Origin of the sequence: Streptomyces sp. NPDC096324 (genome assembly GCF_044763015.1) — a bacterium.
Classification (GTDB): domain Bacteria; phylum Actinomycetota; class Actinomycetes; order Streptomycetales; family Streptomycetaceae; genus Streptomyces.
In genome coordinates, this window is the sequence record NZ_JBIWFK010000011.1 from 37,612 (window position 1) to 55,174 (window position 17,563).

The following is a 17,563-nucleotide window of genomic DNA, read 5'->3' on the forward strand; positions in this document are numbered from 1 at the left end:
TGCACGGAGCTGTGTCCTGAGGGACGTACGGGAACAGGCAGGTGGAGCAGGGTGCACGATCACAGAACGTATGCAACCCATTGCCGCTGCTTGCGTCAAGTGACGGGGTCAGTGGCGGTCCCGTCACTGACCCCTTCGGTCACACTGATCGACTGATGTTCGGACGATTCGTCAAAGGCTCCCGCTCGCGCCTCCGCCCGCGCCCGTCGCCGCGGTCCCGGCGATGGTCGCGTCGTTCGGCGAGAGCACCGCGCCGGTCGACTTCTTGCGGCGGCGCAGCCGCCCCTCCAGCCAGGAGGCGAAGCTGGTGATCGAGAAGTTCACGACGATGAAGATGACGGCGACCACGATGAAGCTCTGGACGACGTTCGCGTAGTTGGCCGCGAGGGTGCTGCGCGCGGTGAGGAGCTCCTGATAGCCGATCATCACACCGCCCAGTGCGGTGTCCTTCACGATGACGACGAGCTGGCTGACGATCACCGGCAACATCACGGTGACCGACTGCGGCAACAGGATGTTGGTCATGGTCTGGCCCTTGCGCAGACCGATCGCGTACGCGGCCTCCGTCTGCCCCTTGGGGAGCGCGAGGATGCCGGCCCGGACGACCTCGGCGAGGACCGAGGCGTTGTAGAGCACCAGGCCGGTGACGACCGCGTAGAACGGACGGTCCTCGCTCGCGATGTTCGCGGACCGGGCGTAGAGCTCGTTGGCGAACAGCATCAGCAGCAGGACCGGGATCGACCGGAAGAACTCGACCACGGCGCCCACCGGGACGCTCACCCAGCGGTGGTCGGAGAGGCGCGCGATACCGAGGACGGCGCCCAGCGGGAGGGCGATCACCATGCTCAGCGCGGCGGCCTTCAACGTGCCCCAGAGGCCCGGCAGCAGATACGTGTTCCAGGCGTCCGCCGTGGTGAACGGCTCCCAGAGGTCCCACTTGAGCTGGCCCTTGTCGTCCATGGCCAGCCATACCCACCACAGCAGCAGCCCGAGCAGGACGACGAAGAGGACCGAGAGGATCACATTGCGGCCCTTGGCCCGGGGGCCGGGGGCGTCGTAGAGAACGGAGGTCATCGCTTCACCGCCAGTCGCTTGCCCAGCCAGCCGAGGAAGAGGCCGGTGGGGAGGGTCAGGACCACGAACCCGAAGGCGAAGACCGCGGCGATGAGGACCGTCTGGGCCTCGTTCTCGATCATCGTCTTCATCAGGCTGGCGGCCTCGGCCACGCCGATGGCGGCGGCCACGGTCGTGTTCTTGGTCAGCGCGATCAGCACGTTCGCCAGCGGGACGACGGCGGAACGGAACGCCTGCGGCAGCACGATCAGCCTGAGGGTCTGCCCGAAGCCGAGCCCGATCGCGCGGGCCGCCTCGGCCTGGCCGACCGGCACGGTGTTGATGCCGGAGCGCAGCGCCTCGCAGACGAAGGCCGCGTGATAGCCGACGAGACTGAGCACCGCGAGCCGGAAGCCCTGGACCTTGAAGTCGTCGGCGCCCATCGTCACACCGAAGATGTCCGCGAGACCGAGCGAACTGAACACGATGATGACCGTCAGCGGGATGTTCCGGACGATGTTCACGTAGGTGGTGCCGAACCCGCGCATGAGCGGGACCGGGCTGACCCGCATCGCGGCCAGCAGTGTGCCCAGGACCAGGGAGCCGACGGCGGAGTAGACGGTGAGTTGCACCGTCGTCCAGAACGCCCCCAGGACGTCATAACCTTGAAGAAAGTCGAACACGATCTCCCGCGCTTCCGGGTGGTGGCGTACGTGGCGGACGGGGTGGGCGTGGCATGCCGCCGCCGTGATCGCGGCGGGCGGCGGCACACCCGCGCAACCCCGTGTGAACCGCGGTTTCCCGCGTTGCCCGAGGGCCCCGAGTTACCCGGTGATCCCCCTGCTGCTGGGCTGTGCCCGCGTTACTTGACGATGACGCCGATCTTCGGGGCCTGCTCGTACTTGTAGTTCGCGGGGCCGAAGTTCTTCTCGACCGCCTTCTTCCAGGAGCCGTCGCTGACCATCTTCGTCAACGCGGCGTTGATCTTCTTCTCCAGCTCGGCGTCGCCCTTCTTGACGCCGACGCCGTAGTTCTCGTTGCTCAGCTTGAGGCCGGCGAGCTTGAACTGACCCTTGTACTTGTCCTGCGCCGCGAAGCCCGCGAGGATCGAGTCGTCGGTGGTCACCGCGTCGACGGCGCCGCTCTGGAGGGCGGCGATGCACTCCGAGTAGCCGCCGTACTCCTTCAGGTTGGCCTTCGGTGCGATGGTGTCGTGGATGTTCTGCGCCGAGGTCGAACCGGTCACGGAGCACAGCTTCTTGCCGTTGAGGTCCGTGCCCTTGGCGATGTTCGAGTCCGTCTTGACGAGCAGGTCCTGGTGGGCCAGCAGGTACGGGCCCGCGAAGTCGACCTTCTGCTTGCGCTCGTCGGTGATCGAGTAGGTGGCCGCGATGAACTTCACGTCACCGCGGGCGAGCGCGTTCTCGCGGTCGGCGCTCTTGGTCTCGACGAACTCGATCTGGCCGGGCTTGTACCCGAGCTGCCCCGCCACGTAGGTCGCGACGTCCACGTCGAAACCGGCGAAGGAACCGTCCGGCTGCTTCAGCCCGAGACCGGGCTGGTCGTACTTGATACCGACCTTGATCTTGCCACCGCCCGAGGGCGAGGACCCGCTGTCGTCCTTGTCGCTCGAACCGCACGCGGTGGCGGTCACGGCGAGTGCGAGTACGGCGGCCGAGGCGGCGGCTGCCTTGCGGAGCTTCATGGTGAACATCCTTCGGGTAAGGGTGAAGTGCGGTCCGTCGACGGTCGGTCGACGCGCGGGGTCCCGCTGTACGGGGAGCCGCCCACGCTGTACGGGAGCGGGGCCCGCCGGTGCGGGGACGTGATCCCGCCGCGCGAGGACATCAGTGGTGCAGGATCTTCGAGAGGAAGTCCTTGGCGCGGTCGCTGCGCGGATTGCTGAAGAACTGGTCCGGCACGGCCTCTTCGACGATGCGGCCGTCGGCCATGAAGACGACTCGGTTGGCGGCCGAACGGGCGAAGCCCATCTCATGGGTGACGACGATCATGGTCATGCCGTCCCGGGCGAGCTGCTGCATGACCTCCAGCACCTCGTTGATCATCTCGGGGTCCAGCGCCGAGGTCGGCTCGTCGAAGAGCATGACCTTGGGGTCCATCGCCAACGCCCTTGCGATGGCGACGCGTTGCTGCTGGCCACCCGACAACTGCGCCGGGTACTTGTCGGCCTGGGTGCCCACGCCGACGCGGTCGAGCAGGGCGCGGGCCTTCTCCTCCGCCGCCTGCTTGCCGGTCCTGCGGACCTTGATCTGCCCCAGCATCACGTTCTCGAGCACGGTCTTGTGCGCGAAGAGGTTGAAGGACTGGAAGACCATGCCCACATCGGCCCGGAGCCGGGCGAGCGCCTTGCCCTCCCGGGGCAGCGGCTTGCCGTCGATCGAGATGTCACCCGAATCGATCGTCTCCAGACGGTTGATGGTGCGGCACAGGGTGGACTTCCCGGACCCGGAGGGTCCGATGACCACGACGACCTCGCCACGGGTGATCGTCAGGTCGATGTCCTGGAGCACGTGCAACGCGCCAAAATGCTTGTCGACGCTCTTCAGGACGACCAGTTCGTCGGTCCCGGCCATGGCGTCCTTGGCCACCGATGCATCGGTCATCGCTTTGGGGCTCCGTCCTCCTCGGTTTCCGAGGACAGTAGTGACCCCTTACGACCAGCGTCATTACATCTGAGGGGAATCTGAGCATCACGATCCGATAGCAATCGGACACGTGTCGTAGCGACCGCACGGACGCGCGTACCGGCTGGGTAACGGAAGCCCCGGGCAACCCGAAGCCCCTTGACGCCGTCCTTGTCCATCGGCGTGACTTCCTTGGTGCACGCGCGCGTGCACCGCTTTGTTGAAACGGGGACCGTTCGACCGATGAGACCCGAGACCGTACGACCGAGACGGTACGGACAAGACCGTACGACCGACGACAGCCGAGACCGTACGACCGATGAAACGGTACGACCGATGAGCCGGAGGGGGCCGGAATGAGACTGCTCCTCGTCGAGGACGACAACCACGTCGCCGCCGCCCTGTCCGCCGTGCTGGCGCGGCACGGCTTCGAGGTCACGCATGCCCGCAGCGGCGAGGAGGCCCTGCAGGCCCTCGTCCCGGAGAGCGACGGCTTCGGCGTCGTGCTGCTCGACCTGGGACTGCCCGACCAGGACGGCTACGAGGTCTGCGGCAAGATCCGCAAGCGGACCGCCACACCGGTGATCATGGTCACCGCGCGTGCGGACGTCCGGTCCCGCATCCACGGCCTCAACCTCGGCGCCGACGACTACGTGGTGAAGCCGTACGACACCGGTGAACTGCTCGCCCGGATCCACGCCGTCAGCAGGCGCACCGCCCACGACGACGGGTCGGCGCCCGGCGAGGACCTGGTGCTCCTGGGACCCGTGCGCATCGAACTCCCCAACCGCCAGGTCACCGTGGACGGTTCGGCGGTCCAGCTCACCCGCAAGGAGTTCGACCTCCTCGCACTGCTGGCCCAGCGCCCCGGAGTGGTGTTCCGCCGGGAACAGATCATCAGTGAGGTGTGGCGCACGAGCTGGGAAGGAACCGGCCGCACGCTGGAGGTGCACGTGGCGTCGCTGCGCTCCAAACTGCGCATGCCGGCGCTGATCGAGACCGTACGCGGCGTCGGGTACCGGCTCGTCGCCCCGGCCGCGTAGCGGGCACAGGTGCGTACCCGACTGCTGCCGCTGCTCATCGTCCTGATGGCGGCCGTGCTGCTCGCGCTCGGCATCCCGCTCGCGGCGAGTGTCGCCGCGCAACAGCAGCAGCGCGTCGTCGTCGACCGCATCGACGACACCGCGCGCTTCGCGGCCCTCGCCCAGTACGTCACCGACTCCCCGAGCCGGTCCCGGGCCGGCTTCCCGGACGAGCGCGGCGAGACCCTGCGCACCGAACTCACCCGCTACTACGAGGTGTACGGCATCCGGGTCGGCGTCTTCTACCGGGACGACGAGCCGATGGCCAACGCGCCGGCGAGCTGGCTCCTGCCCAAGAGCGGAGCGGCTCGCGACGCCTACAACGAGGCGCTCGTCAGCCGCCGCAGCCACGATCCCCAACAGGTCTGGCCCTGGCAGCACCGCCGTCTCGTCGTCGCCTCCCCGGTCGTCAGGGACGGCGACGTCATCGGCGTCGTCGTCACCGAATCGCCCACCGGGCAGATGCGTTCCAAGACCCTGCGCGGTTGGCTGATCATCGGCGCGGGCGAGATCGCCGCGATGCTCCTCGCGCTCGGCGCCGCGCTGCGCCTCACCGGCTGGGTGCTCAGGCCCGTACGCGTTCTCGACGCCACCACCCACGACATCGCGACCGGCCGTCTGAAGTCGCGAGTCGCGCCCGCCGGCGGACCGCCCGAACTCCAGCGTCTGGCACGGTCGTTCAACGAGATGGCGGACAACGTCGAGAGCGTGCTGGAACAGCAGCGCGCCTTCGTCGCCGACGCCTCGCACCAACTGCGCAACCCGCTCTCGGCGTTGCTCCTGCGGATCGAGCTGCTCGCCCTCGAACTCCCGGAGGGCAACGAGGAGATCGCGTCGGTCCGAACCGAGGGCAAGCGGCTGACCCAGGTGCTCGACGACCTGCTCGACCTGGCACTGGCGGAGCACGCCGAGGCCGACACGCGCCTGACCGACATCGGCGCGCTCACCGCCGAGCGCGTGGCGTCCTGGCAGCCGGTCGCCGACAGCCGAGGCGTACGGCTGGCGGGGAACTGCCCGCCCACGACGGCGTGGGCCGACCCCATCACCTTGTCCAGCGCCCTGGACGCGGTGATAGACAACGCGGTCAAGTTCACGCCGGAGGGGGAGACCGTCGAGGTGACGGTCGCCTCGAACGGCGAGTCCTCCACGGTCGTGGTCACCGACGGGGGCCCCGGCCTCGGCGACGAGGACCTGGCCCGGATCGGCGACCGGTTCTGGCGCAGCGCCGCCCATCAGAACATCAAGGGCTCGGGCCTCGGCCTCTCCATCTCGCGGACCCTGCTCGCCGCGGGTGGCGGCTCCATCGCGTACGGCCACCACGAACCGCACGGGTTGCGGGTGACGGTGACCGTGCCCAGGTCGGAGCCGACGGCCTGAGCGAGGCCGCGGGGCGCCCCCGTCGCGGGGGTACCGCTACGGCTTGATCGACCGGTAGTACCGGCGCGCGCCCTCGTGCAGCGGCAGCGGATCCGTGTAGATCGCCGTGCGCAGGTCCACGAGCTGGGCGGCGTGCACCACGTGGCCGATGCGGTCACGGCTCCCGATCACCGTGCGGGTGAGCTGCTCGGTGAGGTTCGCGTCCGCGTCCTCCCGGGTGATCAGGAAGTTGGCCACGGCCAGCGTCGGCACGGCGGAACCGCGCTGCGCCGCGGGGTAGGCGTCGGCGGGCATCACGGCCGACCGGTAGTAGTGGGAGGCGCCGCCCTGCTCGTGCAGCTTCGCGACCAGGTCGTTGCCGATCGGAACCAGCCGGATGTCATCGGCCTTCGAGAGCTCCTGAACGGCGTTCGTCGGCAGACCGCCCGACCAGAAGAAGGCGTCGATCTTGTGATCTTTGAGCAGCTTGGGCATGTCCCCGATACCGACGGCGAGCGGCTCGATGTCCTTGACGGGGTCGAGCCCCGCCGCCTCCAGCACATGGTTCGCGATCAGCCGGACCCCGGATCCGCCCGGCCCCACGGCGACCTTCATGCCCTTCAGGTCCTCGACGGACTGCACGGGCGAGGAGCGCGGGACCACCAGGTGCACATAGTCGTCGTAGAGCCGCGAACAGCCGCGCAGCCGACGCGCGCCCGGCTTGTGCTGGAGGAGGTACGTCTCCACGGCGTCGGCCGCCGCGATGGTGAAGTCCGCCTCGCCCGTGGCCACCCGGCTGATGTTCTGCTGAGATCCGTCGCTGTCCTGCAGTTGCACGTTCAGGTCGGGCATGTCCTTGGCGATGGCGCCCTGCAGGAGCTTGCCGTACATCTGGTAGACCCCGGTCGGGGTGCCGGTGCTGAAGGTGATCGTCCCGCTCGGGGACTCCTCGCCCAGCGGCAGCAGCCACCACAGCAGCAGCCCGACGAGCGCGCAGACGGCCGCCGAGCCGAACAGGGCGCGCCGTCGGCCGATACGGGTGAGTGCCTGGAACATGCGCGCGATCCTGCCAGCCCGGGCCCGGTCCTGGCCAGGGCAGCCGGTCCCGGGGTCGGGCTCCGGCGGATGGGTAGGCTCGCCGAATGCAGCCGTCCCCGCCGTCGCAGGTCCCGCCGTGCGCGTCGCCCGTGTCCCAGGTCCCGCCGTCCGCGCCCGAGGCCGCACCGGTCCCGCTGTCCGGATCTCCCGTGCCTCAGACCCCGCCGCTGCCCGGGTCTCCCGAGTCCCCGGTCGTGCCGGGGCCCTCACCGGCCTCCCTGGTCCGTGAGTTCCATCGCGCCTTCGGCCTCGACGTCCGAGCCGCCCCGACCGAGGTCTCACCGAAGCTCGCCGCGCACCGGGGCGAGCTGCTCGCGGAGGAGGCCGCCGAGGTCGCCGAGGTCTCGGTCGACGGCCCGCTCGACCGGCTGGCGCACGAGCTCGCCGACGTCGTGTACGTGGCGTACGGCACCGCGCTCGTCCACGGGATCGACCTCGACGCGGTGATCGCCGAGATCCACCGGGCCAACATGACGAAGCTCGGCCCCGACGGGCACGTCGCCCGCAGGGCCGACGGCAAGGTCCTCAAGGGCGAGCACTACCGGGCACCGGACGTGTCGGCGGTACTGCGACGGCAGGGGTGGAGCGCGCCGGACGCGTAGGACCTGGGAGCCGTCAGGGGGAGGCCGCACCGCCGCGCCCCTGACGGGAAGGCCGCACAGCCGCAGCCACCGCACCGGCACCAGCGACAAGCAGGAGAGCGCATGAACGAGCCGGCCGAACTCGATCTGCCCGTCGAGGGCGGAACCCTCCGTGTCCTCAGGTTCGGCGAGGGGCCGCGGACCGCTCTCGCGGCCCACGGCATCACCGGATCCGGGATGTCCTTCCGCGCCGTGGCCCGTCACCTCCCCGACGAGTGGACCCTGTTCGCACCCGACCTGCGCGGACGCGGCGGGAGCGCGGACACCCCCGGCCCGTACGGCCTCGACCGGCACGCCGGGGACCTGTGCCGCCTGGCCGAGGACCTGGGCGACGGCCGCCCGGTCGCCCTGACCGGGCACTCGATGGGCGCCTACACCGCGCTGAAGGCGGCCGCGCGCAGGCCCGGCCTGTTCGACCGGCTGCTGCTCGTCGACGGCGGCCTGCCGCTGCCGGTTCCGCCCGGCGCGGACCCCGATGCCGTCCTCGACGCCACGCTCGGACCCGCGCTGGCCCGCCTCGGCCGCACGTACGGGAGCGACGAGGCGTACGTCGACTTCTTCCGCGCGCACCCGGCGCTCGGACCGCACTGGAACGCGGACATCGAGGCGTACGTGCGCTACGACGTCACGGGGACCCCGGGCGCCAGGCGGTCGAAGGTGCGGGAGGAGGCCGTGCGGCACGACGGACGCGATCTGCTCACGTCGGCCGGCTCGTTCGGCGCCGCCCTCACGGGACTGGGCGTCCCGGCCCGGCTGCTGCACGCGCCGCTCGGACTGCTCGGCCAGGAGCCGCCCATGCTCGCGGCGTCCGTCGTCGAGGACTGGACCGGCGGCCCGGGGCGCCTGTCCGCCGAACCGGTCGAGGGCTCCAACCACTACACGATCCTGCTCGGCACCGCCGCGAGGACCGTCGCCGAACGGTTCGTCGCGCTGGGCGGATGACCGGCGGCCGCGAACCGCACGCCGGGTGCCGGAGGCCGCACGTCGTGTGACGGCCGGCGGCCGGCGGCGGCTCCGCCGTCCGGACGTACTCCCGGCACCGCCTACCCTTGTCCCATGAGCAGCGGCGACCGGAGTCAGGCAGTGGACGTTCAGGAATCCAAGACGTACGAAGTGCGCACCTACGGGTGTCAGATGAACGTCCATGACTCCGAACGGCTCTCCGGGCTCCTGGAGGACGCCGGTTACGTGCGGGCGCCCGAGGGCGCGGACGGGGACGCGGACGTCGTCGTCTTCAACACCTGCGCCGTACGCGAGAACGCCGACAACAAGCTCTACGGCAACCTCGGCCGCCTCGCCCCGATGAAGACGAAGCGACCCGGCATGCAGATCGCCGTCGGCGGCTGCCTCGCCCAGAAGGACCGCGACACCATCGTGAAGCGGGCGCCCTGGGTGGACGTCGTCTTCGGCACGCACAACATCGGCAAGCTGCCGGTCCTCCTGGAGCGCGCCCGCGTCCAGGAAGAGGCGCAGATCGAGATCGCCGAGTCCCTGGAGGCCTTCCCCTCCACGCTGCCGACCCGCCGCGAGAGCGCGTACGCGGCCTGGGTGTCGATCTCCGTCGGCTGCAACAACACCTGCACCTTCTGCATCGTCCCCGCGCTGCGCGGCAAGGAGAAGGACCGCAGGACCGGCGACATCCTGGCCGAGATCGAGGCACTGGTCGGCGAGGGCGTCTCCGAGATCACCCTCCTCGGCCAGAACGTCAACGCGTACGGCAGCGACATCGGCGACCGCGAGGCCTTCAGCAAGCTGCTGCGCGCCTGCGGGAAGATCGAGGGCCTGGAGCGCGTGCGCTTCACCTCGCCGCACCCGCGCGACTTCACCGACGACGTGATCGCCGCCATGGCCGAGACGCCGAACGTCATGCCGCAGCTCCACATGCCGATGCAGTCCGGCTCGGACACCGTCCTGAAGGCGATGCGCCGCTCGTACCGCCAGGAGCGCTTCCTCGGGATCATCGAGAAGGTCCGGGACGCCATCCCGCACGCGGCGATCACCACCGACATCATCGTGGGCTTCCCCGGCGAGACGGAGGAGGACTTCGAGCAGACCCTCCACGCCGTCCGCGAGGCCCGCTTCTCGGCGGCCTTCACGTTCCAGTACTCCAAGCGCCCCGGCACCCCGGCGGCCACGATGGAGGGCCAGATCCCCAAGGAGGTCGTCCAGGCGCGCTACGAGCGTCTCGTCGCCCTCCAGGAGGAGATCTCCTGGAACGAGAACAAGAAGCAGGTCGGCCGGGTCCTGGAGCTGATGGTCGCCGAGGGCGAGGGCCGCAAGGACGGTGCCACCCACCGCCTCTCGGGCCGCGCCCCCGACAACCGGCTGGTCCACTTCACCAAGCCCGACGCGGAGGTCCGCCCCGGTGACGTGGTGACCGTCGAGATCACGTACGCCGCCCCGCACCACCTGCTCGCCGAGGGCGCCGTCCTGGACGTGCGCCGCACCCGCGCGGGGGACGCCTGGGAGAAGCGCAACGCCGCCGAGGCCGCCAAGCCGGCCGGCGTCATGCTGGGCCTGCCGAGGATCGGCGCCCCGGAGCCGCTTCCGGTCGCCGCCGGCAGCGGCTGCGGCTGCGACTGACCACGACCGCCCCGAAGGCCGGCGCGCCCGCGCCGGCCCACGCGCGAGTCCGCCGCGCCGAAGCCGACCGGTGGTGTGCGGCGATACGCTGCGGGCCATGCTTGTAGCCGCCGCAATCTGCCCCTGCCCTCCGCTGCTCGTCCCCGATGTCGCCGCCGGAGCGGCCCCCGAGCTCGACGCCGCGCGCGCCGCGTGCACGGACGCGCTGGGCGTGCTCGCCGCGTCGCGTCCCGACCTGCTGGTGGTCGTCGGCCCGGCCGACGAGAGCGGTCGCGGGCCCCATCCGGAGGGCACCCGGGGCTCGTTCAGCGGCTTCGGGGTCGAGCTCGACGTGTGCCTCGGCCGTCCGAAGGCGGGCGACGCGCACGCGGACGCGGAAGGTGCCGGCGCCGCGCACCCGGACGGCGTCGACGCCGTGTCCCCGGAACGTGAGCTGCCGCCCTCCCTCGCCGTCGCCGCCTGGCTGCTGGAGCGCACCGGCTGGTCCGACGCCCCGGTGGAGGGGCTCGGGGTCGGGGAGCCGCTGGAGGCCGAGCGGTGCGTCCGGGCCGGGGAGCGGATCGGCGGGCGGGCCGGGCGAGTGGCCCTGCTGGTCATGGGTGACGCCAGCGCGTGCAGGACCCTCAAGGCGCCCGGCTATCTCGACGAGCGCGCGGAGGACTTCGACGCGGAGGTCGCGCGGGCGCTCGGGGAGGCGGACGTCGCGGCCCTCAAGGCGCTGGACACCTCTCTGGCGCACGAACTGAAGGCCGCGGGGCGAGCGCCCTGGCAGGTCCTCGCGGGCGCGGCCGAGGGCGCGGGACTCGGCGGCGCCCTGCTCTACGACGACGCTCCCTACGGGGTGGGCTACATGGTGGCGGCCTGGTCGTAGACGTATGGGTCCGCGGTCGCGCAGGCCCGTAGGCGCTGGAGTCGCGTAGGCCCGTGAGCCCGGAGTCGCGTAGACCGGCAGGCCCGTCGGTCTCGTGGGTTCCGTGGCCGCCCGGGGTCGCCACGGACAGGGCGGCCACGGAGCCCGCCCGCATGCCGGTGGTGGTGGGGTCCTTGGGCGGATTCACTCCGTCGGAGCCGGTAGTCGGTCAGGGCCGCCGATCCGGCCCGCCCCGGACCCGGCGTGCTGCGCGTCGTTCGCAACGCGCAGGTTCGGGCGAACTCGTGGACCGCGCGGGTCCGGACGCGGCGGACGGCCGGGAGGAGCCTTCGCTCTTCGCGGCCGTCCGCCGTCGCACGGGTCGTTCAGGAGGCCCCAGGCGGGGTCGGCGGACTCGCGTCCCCGCCGCCGTCCTTGTGCGCGAGGCGGTCCATGGCGTCCTTGGCCTTGCCCGTGCCCGTGTGGATCTTGCCGCTGTACTTGTGCTTGGTCTTGTCGTCGACCACCTTCGCGGCCTTGTCGAGGCCGTGGGCGACCTTGTGCCCGTGCTGCTGCGCGAGCCCGGAGACCTTGTCCTTGGCGGGCTCCAGCTTGGCTTTCAGATTGTCCATCAGACCCATGGTTCGCCTTCCCTGGCGGGACAGTTATGTGCGGGAGCCCTTGCCGGCCTCGTGGTCCGCGGCCTCTTCCGGCGTCTGCTGCCTGGGGATGCCGACGTCCTCCGCGGTGGCGGTGCCGGCGTCGCCCGCCGTCGTCTCGCCCTCGTCCCCGGACGAACCCTCGGCCTCCACGGCCACTCGCGCTTCGACGGCCGGTTCCTCCTCGGTGGCCTTCGACCTCCGGAGAAGCCGTTCAAAAACGCCCATATCAGCTCCTTACGTTACTCGTGAGGGCGAAGTTCCGCGTCGCCCGGTGCGGCCCGTTGCGTCACCCGGGTCGCCGGTCCTCGGAACCGGCGGCCGGAACCCCGCTTGAGGGAACGAACCCGGAACCGTCGCGTCACGCGGCTCGTTGCCGGAGTGGTCCCGGGGTTTGCGAGACTGGGACCGTGAGCAGCGCACCTCCCGCACCCCGGGTCATCGCCGTCGTCGGACCTACCGCGGCAGGAAAGTCCGATCTGGGCGTTTTCCTCGCCAGGCGTCTCGGCGGCGAGGTCATCAACGCCGACTCGATGCAGCTCTATCGCGGAATGGACATCGGCACCGCCAAGCTGACGCCCGCCGAGCGCGGCGGCGTCCCGCACCACCTCCTGGACATCTGGGACGTGACGGTCACCGCCAGCGTCGCCGAGTACCAGCGGCTCGCCCGCGCCCGGATCGACGCGCTGCTCGCCGAGGGGCGCTGGCCCGTCCTGGTGGGCGGCTCCGGACTGTACGTCCGGGGGGCCGTCGACAAGATGGAGTTCCCCGGCACCGACCCCGCCGTACGCGCCCGCCTGGAGGAGGAGCTCACCCTGCGCGGCGCCGGAGCCCTGCACGCGCGGCTCGCCATGGCCGACCCCGGGGCCGCCCAGGCGATCCTGCCCAGCAACGGCCGCCGGATCGTCCGCGCGCTCGAGGTCATCGAGATCACCGGCAAGCCCTTCACCGCCAACCTGCCCGGCCACGAATCCGTCTACGACACCCTCCAGATCGGTGTCGACGTGGCCCGCCCCGAGCTCGACGAGCGCATCGCGCGGCGGGTGGACCGCATGTGGGAGGCCGGGCTGGTGGACGAAGTGCGCGCGCTGGACGCACAGGGCCTGCGCGCCGGGCGCACCGCCTCCCGCGCGCTCGGATACCAGCAGGTCCTCGCGGCGCTCGCCGGGGAGTGCACCGAGGACGAGGCCCGCGCCGAGACCGTTCGCGCCACCAAGCGCTTCGCGCGCCGTCAGGATTCATGGTTCCGGCGGGACCCCAGGGTGCATTGGCTCAGTGGGGCTGCGGCGGATCTCACAGAACTCCCGGAACTCGCACTGGCGTTGCTCGAACGACCGGTCACAGCCTGATCACGTCATGGCATCGGGACGCTCCGGCCGTCATCCGGGCCTCCGGTGCCGTGCCATCATCAAGCTTCGATCGACCAGTGAAGTCCGAGTTTGGGAGGGCGCGTGGCGATGGAGGCCGGCCCTCGCGACACTGCACGCGGCACCGAGTACGGTGCCGATCGGGACGGAGTTCGTCTGAGCATCGATCCGGACGCCGACCACGGCGTCGAGCCGGAGCTGGGCGGAGAGCGACTGAGCTCCGACGGCCCCGAGGACACCCCTGGCGGGGTGATCGCCGACGGCCCCGGCCCCGGCGAGATGTCCCCGGAGCCGGAGGTCGAGGTCGAGCTGCGACCGCAGCGTCTGCTGCGCATCTGGCAGCTCGCGCCCATCGTGGCGCTGGGCGCGACGGGCTCCCTGATGTTCGCCTTCCCGCTCGCCTTCGAGTTCGGTGACGGCGGTGCCGTGGTCGCCATGCTCGGGCTGCTGATCTGCCTGTGCGCCGCGGGCTGGGGCATGATGGCCGCCCGCCGGGTCGGCTACACACTGCCCGGCCTCCCGCCGCGCGGCTCCGGCCGACGCCCCGACTGGCGGGTGGTCCTCGCGTACGTGGTGATCGTCGCCGCGGTGGCCGTGCTCGCCGTGGGACGCGTGGCCCGACTTCGCTGACCCCGGGTGCCCTCCCGGTACCCGCACCGCGCGGCGGGGCCGTCGTCGTGACCCCGTACGATCGAGGAATGAGCACGCGGATCGCCTTCCTCAAGGGCCACGGGACCGAGAACGACTTCGTGATCATCCCGGACCCCGAGAACGTCATCGACCTGCCTCCCGCCGCCGTCGCCGCCCTGTGCGACCGCCGCGCGGGCATCGGCGGAGACGGTCTGCTGCACGTCGTGCGGTCCGCCGCGCACCCCGAGGCCGCCGGGATGGCGGCCGAGGCGGAGTGGTTCATGGACTACCGCAACGGCGACGGCTCGGTCGCCGAGATGTGCGGCAACGGCGTGCGCGTCTTCGCCCACCACCTCCACCGCGCCGGACTCGTTCCCGAGGGCGACACCGCGATCGCCACGCGCGGAGGCGTGAAGCCCGTCCACATCGCCAAGGACGGGGACATCACCGTCGGCATGGGCAAGGCGCTCCTTCCCGAGGGAGAGGTCACGGTGAGCGTCGGCGGGCGGAGCTGGCCCGCGCGCAACGTGAACATGGGCAACCCGCACGCGGTCGCCTTCGTGGACGACCTCGCGCACGCCGGCGACCTGTTCACCCCGCCGCCGTTCGCCCCGGCGTCGGCCTACCCGGACGGGGTCAACGTCGAGTTCGTCGTCGACCGGGGGCCGCGCCATGTCGCCCTGCGGGTCCACGAACGCGGCTCGGGCGAGACCCGCTCCTGCGGCACGGGCGCGTGCGCCGTGGCCGTCGCCACCGCCCGCCGCGACAACGCCGACCCCGCCGTGACCGGCACTCCGGCGACGTACACCGTCGACGTGCCCGGCGGACGCCTCGTCATCACCGAGCACGCCGACGGCGAGATCGAGATGACGGGCCCCGCCGTCATCGTCGCCGAGGGCGAGATCGACGCGGAGTGGCTGGACGGCGCGCGGCGCTGAGCCGCACGGACGCCCCGCACCGAGCCGCACTGGACGGATGTCGTACGTCCTTGCCGTCCATTCCAGAAAATCGAAACCGTAAACCCCAAAACCTTCGCTCGAATGGGTGATCCGTTTCACGCTCGGCGAGAGGCGGTCAGCCGGGCGTGGTGGGGTCGGTAGCATCAAGCACCGGCCCGGACGGGGGATCGACACCATCCCCTGAGCCGAATACGCCATGGGGCACCCGTCCGCCGGTCTGACGCAGCCGGAGGTGCCCATGAGTGCGGAGGCGACGAATCCCGCGACGCCAGGCCCCGTTACGCCCGCCAGCCGGCGTTCGGCGTCTCTGGAGCCGGAGGTGCCCCCGGCGCACCGCAAGAAGGCCCGGCCCCGGATCGACCTGCGCCGGCTGGGGCGGGCCGCACTGCTCGGGCCCGCGGCCCGCGACCGGCTGCCCGACGCGATCGGTCATGTGGCCGAGGCCCACCGCGCGCACCACCCCGACGCCAAACTGGAGCCCCTGCGCCGGGCGTGGGTCCTCGCGGAGTCCTCGCACCGCGGCCAGATGCGCAAGAGCGGCGAGCCGTACATCACCCACCCGCTGGCGGTGACCCTGATCCTCGCCGAACTCGGCGCCGAGACGACGACGTTGACCGCCTCCCTGCTCCACGACACCGTCGAGGACACGGAAGTGACGCTCGATCAGGTCCGGGAGGAGTTCGGCGACGAGGTCTGCTACCTCGTCGACGGTGTGACCAAACTGGAGAAGGTCGACTACGGCGCCGCCGCCGAACCGGAGACCTTCCGCAAGATGCTGGTCGCCACGGGCAACGACGTCCGGGTCATGTCGATCAAACTCGCGGACCGGCTGCACAACATGCGGACCCTCGGTGTCATGCGCCCCGAGAAACAGGCGCGCATCGCCAAGGTGACCCGGGACGTGCTCATCCCGCTCGCCGAGCGTCTCGGTGTCCAGGCGCTCAAGACCGAACTGGAAGACCTCGTCTTCGCGATCCTGCACCCCGAGGAGTACGAGCACACCCGGGAGCTCATCTCCGAGAACGCGAACCGCGACGGCGACCCCCTCGCGGAGATCGCCGAGGAGGTACGCGCGGTCCTGCGCGACGCCGGGATCCAGGCCGAAGTCCTCATAAGGCCGAGGCACTTCGTCTCCGTGCACCGGGTGTCGCGCAAACGCGGCCCGATGCGCGGCGCCGACTTCGGACGCCTGCTGGTCCTCGTGAACGAGGACGCCGACTGCTACGGGGTCCTCGGCGAACTCCACACCTGTCTCACCCCGGTGGTCTCGGAGTTCAAGGACTTCATCGCCGTCCCCAAGTTCAACCTCTACCAGTCGCTGCACACGGCCGTCACCCGCGGCGACGGCCAGGTCGCCGAAGTCCTCATCCGCACCCACCAGATGCACAAGGTCGCCGAGGCCGGAGTCATCGCGCTCGGCAATCCCTACGCGCCGCCGTCGGAGGAACAGCCGGACGGCTCGGGCGAGCGCCCCTTCGACGGCGAGCGCGCCGACCCCACCCGCCCCGGCTGGCTGTCCCGGCTGCTCGACTGGCAGCAGGGCGCGCCCGACCCGGACACCTTCTGGTCGACGCTGCGCGAAGACCTCGCCCAGGACCGGGAGATCACCGTCTTCCGTGCCGACGGAGGCTCGCTCGGCCTTCCGGAGGGCGCCAGTTGCGTCGACGCGGCGTACGCGCAGTACGGCGAGGACGCGCACGCCTGCATCGGCGCCCGCGTCAACGGCCGTCTGGCGACGCTGAGTACGGTCCTGAGGGACGGCGACACCGTTCAGCTCCTCATGGGTCAGGACCCCGCCTCCGAGCCGTCCAGGGAGTGGCTGGATCACGCGCACACGCCCGCCGCGCGGATCGCCATCCAGCGCTGGATGGCCACTCACCCCGCCCCCGGCCACGAGGAGGCGGCCAAGGCCTCCGCCACCGGACCCCGGCCGTCCGCCGCGGCCCCGGCCCGCTCCGCCGAGGCGCAGGCCGCCCGCACCGCCGAGACCCAGGCCGTCCGTCCCGCGAGTGCCGTCGCCGACCTGCCCGGCGTGTCCGTACGCATGGCCGGCTGTTGTACCCCCGTATCGCCCGACGAGGTGACCGGCTTCGCCGTCCGCGGGGGAGTGGTCACCGTGCATCGCGTCGAGTGCGCCGGAGCGGCCCGCATGAAGAGCGCCGGGCGCCCGGAGGTGGGAGTGCGCTGGGGCGACACCACCGAGTGCCGCGTCACCCTGGTCGCCGAGTCGTTCGGGCGCCCGCACCTGCTCGCCGACCTCACCGAGGCCATCGCGGCGGAGGGGGTCGCCATCGTCTCCGCGACGGTCGAACCCCCGAGCCAGCAGCGCGTACGCCACACGTACACGCTCCAACTCCCGGACGCGGCCGACCTCCCCGCCCTGATGCGCGCGATGCGCAACGTACCCGGCGTGTACGACGTGAGCCGCCCTCAGCATCCGACGCCGTCGCCCCAGTAGTCGGGTGCCGGCGGGCTCGCCGGCGGGTCGGGCGAAGGTGTCCGGGGGTACGGACAAGGTGTCCGGGGGGCCGGACGACGGCAGCCCGGTGGACCGGACACCGGCGTTCGGGCGGGCCGGTCCCGCGGACCGGGCGTCGGCGTCCTGATGGGGCCGGGTCTCGGTGTTCGGGGCGGCAGGTT

General features: G+C 71.3%; 17 protein-coding genes. 10 read left to right on the forward strand and 7 right to left on the reverse strand.

Going from position 1 to position 17,563, the window contains the following annotated elements; translation table 11 throughout:
• Nucleotides 1-171: 171 nt before the first annotated feature.
• From ACIQ7M_RS28715 to ACIQ7M_RS28730, 4 genes are all read right to left on the reverse strand, one after another.
• Nucleotides 172-1,074, reverse strand: coding sequence for an amino acid ABC transporter permease (locus tag ACIQ7M_RS28715; RefSeq protein WP_403649812.1), 903 nt, complete (start codon nt 1,072-1,074; stop codon nt 172-174).
• Entirely contained in the window at nt 1,071-1,736 is a 666-nt protein-coding gene (locus ACIQ7M_RS28720) for an amino acid ABC transporter permease (RefSeq protein ID WP_355766045.1), read from the reverse strand. The genes ACIQ7M_RS28715 and ACIQ7M_RS28720 overlap by 4 nt, the downstream gene beginning before the upstream one ends.
• Nucleotides 1,737-1,915: 179 nt before the next feature.
• Nucleotides 1,916-2,758 carry a glutamate ABC transporter substrate-binding protein gene (locus ACIQ7M_RS28725; protein WP_403649815.1) on the reverse strand — a complete coding sequence of 281 codons (843 nt, stop codon included), beginning with the start codon at nt 2,756-2,758 and terminating at the stop codon, nt 1,916-1,918.
• A gap of 142 nt (nt 2,759-2,900) precedes the next feature.
• Nucleotides 2,901-3,677: an amino acid ABC transporter ATP-binding protein gene (locus ACIQ7M_RS28730; RefSeq protein ID WP_355766016.1), complete on the reverse strand. Its 777-nt coding sequence runs from the start codon at nt 3,675-3,677 to the stop codon at nt 2,901-2,903.
• 377 nt (nt 3,678-4,054) lie between these two features.
• Here ACIQ7M_RS28730 and ACIQ7M_RS28735 point away from each other — a divergent pair, with 377 nt between their 5' ends.
• Nucleotides 4,055-4,741 (forward strand): response regulator transcription factor, encoded by a 687-nt coding sequence (locus ACIQ7M_RS28735; RefSeq protein ID WP_382794288.1) that lies wholly within the window; start codon nt 4,055-4,057, stop codon nt 4,739-4,741.
• 9 nt (nt 4,742-4,750) lie between these two features.
• Entirely contained in the window at nt 4,751-6,157 is a 1,407-nt protein-coding gene (locus ACIQ7M_RS28740; protein WP_403649819.1) for a sensor histidine kinase, read from the forward strand.
• Nucleotides 6,158-6,193: 36 nt separating this feature from the next.
• Here the strand turns inward: ACIQ7M_RS28740 and ACIQ7M_RS28745 are convergent, their stop codons facing one another.
• On the reverse strand, nt 6,194-7,192 hold the full coding sequence (locus tag ACIQ7M_RS28745; RefSeq protein ID WP_386982128.1) for a TAXI family TRAP transporter solute-binding subunit: 999 nt from the start codon (nt 7,190-7,192) through the stop codon (nt 6,194-6,196).
• A 191-nt stretch (nt 7,193-7,383) separates the two neighbouring features.
• Between ACIQ7M_RS28745 and ACIQ7M_RS28750 the strand changes: the two genes are divergently transcribed.
• From ACIQ7M_RS28750 to ACIQ7M_RS28765, 4 genes are all read left to right on the forward strand, one after another.
• Nucleotides 7,384-7,836, forward strand: a complete 453-nt coding sequence (locus tag ACIQ7M_RS28750) for a MazG nucleotide pyrophosphohydrolase domain-containing protein (RefSeq protein WP_403649822.1) — start codon at nt 7,384-7,386, stop codon at nt 7,834-7,836.
• Nucleotides 7,837-7,938: 102 nt separating this feature from the next.
• A complete protein-coding gene (locus ACIQ7M_RS28755) occupies nt 7,939-8,817 on the forward strand; it encodes an alpha/beta hydrolase (protein WP_403649825.1) in 879 nt (292 codons plus the stop codon).
• A 114-nt stretch (nt 8,818-8,931) separates the two neighbouring features.
• Nucleotides 8,932-10,458, forward strand: a complete 1,527-nt coding sequence (gene miaB / locus ACIQ7M_RS28760) for a tRNA (N6-isopentenyl adenosine(37)-C2)-methylthiotransferase MiaB (protein WP_355766034.1) — start codon at nt 8,932-8,934, stop codon at nt 10,456-10,458.
• Between the two features lie 97 nt (nt 10,459-10,555).
• Nucleotides 10,556-11,329, forward strand: a complete 774-nt coding sequence (locus tag ACIQ7M_RS28765; RefSeq protein WP_403649829.1) for a class III extradiol dioxygenase subunit B-like domain-containing protein — start codon at nt 10,556-10,558, stop codon at nt 11,327-11,329.
• Between the two features lie 365 nt (nt 11,330-11,694).
• Here ACIQ7M_RS28765 and ACIQ7M_RS28770 read toward each other — a convergent pair whose 3' ends face one another.
• Both ACIQ7M_RS28770 and ACIQ7M_RS28775 read right to left on the reverse strand, forming a co-directional pair.
• On the reverse strand, nt 11,695-11,949 hold the full coding sequence (locus tag ACIQ7M_RS28770; protein WP_403649832.1) for an antitoxin: 255 nt from the start codon (nt 11,947-11,949) through the stop codon (nt 11,695-11,697).
• A 24-nt stretch (nt 11,950-11,973) separates the two neighbouring features.
• Nucleotides 11,974-12,195 (reverse strand): hypothetical protein, encoded by a 222-nt coding sequence (locus ACIQ7M_RS28775; protein WP_355763234.1) that lies wholly within the window; start codon nt 12,193-12,195, stop codon nt 11,974-11,976.
• A 182-nt stretch (nt 12,196-12,377) separates the two neighbouring features.
• On the opposite strand from ACIQ7M_RS28775, the gene miaA reads away from it, so the two are divergent.
• From miaA to ACIQ7M_RS28795, 4 genes are all read left to right on the forward strand, one after another.
• Nucleotides 12,378-13,316: a tRNA (adenosine(37)-N6)-dimethylallyltransferase MiaA gene (gene miaA, locus ACIQ7M_RS28780; RefSeq protein ID WP_355763231.1), complete on the forward strand. Its 939-nt coding sequence runs from the start codon at nt 12,378-12,380 to the stop codon at nt 13,314-13,316.
• Nucleotides 13,317-13,424: 108 nt separating this feature from the next.
• The gene (locus tag ACIQ7M_RS28785; RefSeq protein WP_355763251.1) at nt 13,425-13,964 is read left to right on the forward strand and encodes a hypothetical protein; all 540 of its coding nucleotides are present in this window, start codon (nt 13,425-13,427) and stop codon (nt 13,962-13,964) included.
• Between the two features lie 68 nt (nt 13,965-14,032).
• Nucleotides 14,033-14,902: a diaminopimelate epimerase gene (dapF, locus tag ACIQ7M_RS28790; protein WP_355763228.1), complete on the forward strand. Its 870-nt coding sequence runs from the start codon at nt 14,033-14,035 to the stop codon at nt 14,900-14,902.
• A gap of 259 nt (nt 14,903-15,161) precedes the next feature.
• Nucleotides 15,162-17,381 (forward strand): HD domain-containing protein, encoded by a 2,220-nt coding sequence (locus ACIQ7M_RS28795; protein WP_355763225.1) that lies wholly within the window; start codon nt 15,162-15,164, stop codon nt 17,379-17,381.
• Nucleotides 17,382-17,563: the final 182 nt, after the last annotated feature.

Bases quoted from the DNA above. Each gene is read 5' to 3' on its own strand.
- ACIQ7M_RS28715 (WP_403649812.1), bottom strand. From the start codon at position 1,074: ATGACCTCCGTTCTCTACGACGCCCCCGGCCCCCGGGCCAAGGGCCGC.
- ACIQ7M_RS28725 (WP_403649815.1), bottom strand. From the start codon at position 2,758: ATGAAGCTCCGCAAGGCAGCCGCCGCCTCGGCCGCCGTACTCGCACTC.
- ACIQ7M_RS28730 (WP_355766016.1), bottom strand. From the start codon at position 3,677: ATGACCGATGCATCGGTGGCCAAGGACGCCATGGCCGGGACCGACGAA.
- ACIQ7M_RS28735 (WP_382794288.1), top strand. From the start codon at position 4,055: ATGAGACTGCTCCTCGTCGAGGACGACAACCACGTCGCCGCCGCCCTG.
- ACIQ7M_RS28745 (WP_386982128.1), bottom strand. From the start codon at position 7,192: ATGTTCCAGGCACTCACCCGTATCGGCCGACGGCGCGCCCTGTTCGGC.
- ACIQ7M_RS28755 (WP_403649825.1), top strand. From the start codon at position 7,939: ATGAACGAGCCGGCCGAACTCGATCTGCCCGTCGAGGGCGGAACCCTC.
- miaB (WP_355766034.1), top strand. From the start codon at position 8,932: ATGAGCAGCGGCGACCGGAGTCAGGCAGTGGACGTTCAGGAATCCAAG.
- ACIQ7M_RS28765 (WP_403649829.1), top strand. From the start codon at position 10,556: ATGCTTGTAGCCGCCGCAATCTGCCCCTGCCCTCCGCTGCTCGTCCCC.
- ACIQ7M_RS28770 (WP_403649832.1), bottom strand. From the start codon at position 11,949: ATGGGTCTGATGGACAATCTGAAAGCCAAGCTGGAGCCCGCCAAGGAC.
- ACIQ7M_RS28775 (WP_355763234.1), bottom strand. From the start codon at position 12,195: ATGGGCGTTTTTGAACGGCTTCTCCGGAGGTCGAAGGCCACCGAGGAG.
- ACIQ7M_RS28785 (WP_355763251.1), top strand. From the start codon at position 13,425: ATGGAGGCCGGCCCTCGCGACACTGCACGCGGCACCGAGTACGGTGCC.
- dapF (WP_355763228.1), top strand. From the start codon at position 14,033: ATGAGCACGCGGATCGCCTTCCTCAAGGGCCACGGGACCGAGAACGAC.
- ACIQ7M_RS28795 (WP_355763225.1), top strand. From the start codon at position 15,162: ATGAGTGCGGAGGCGACGAATCCCGCGACGCCAGGCCCCGTTACGCCC.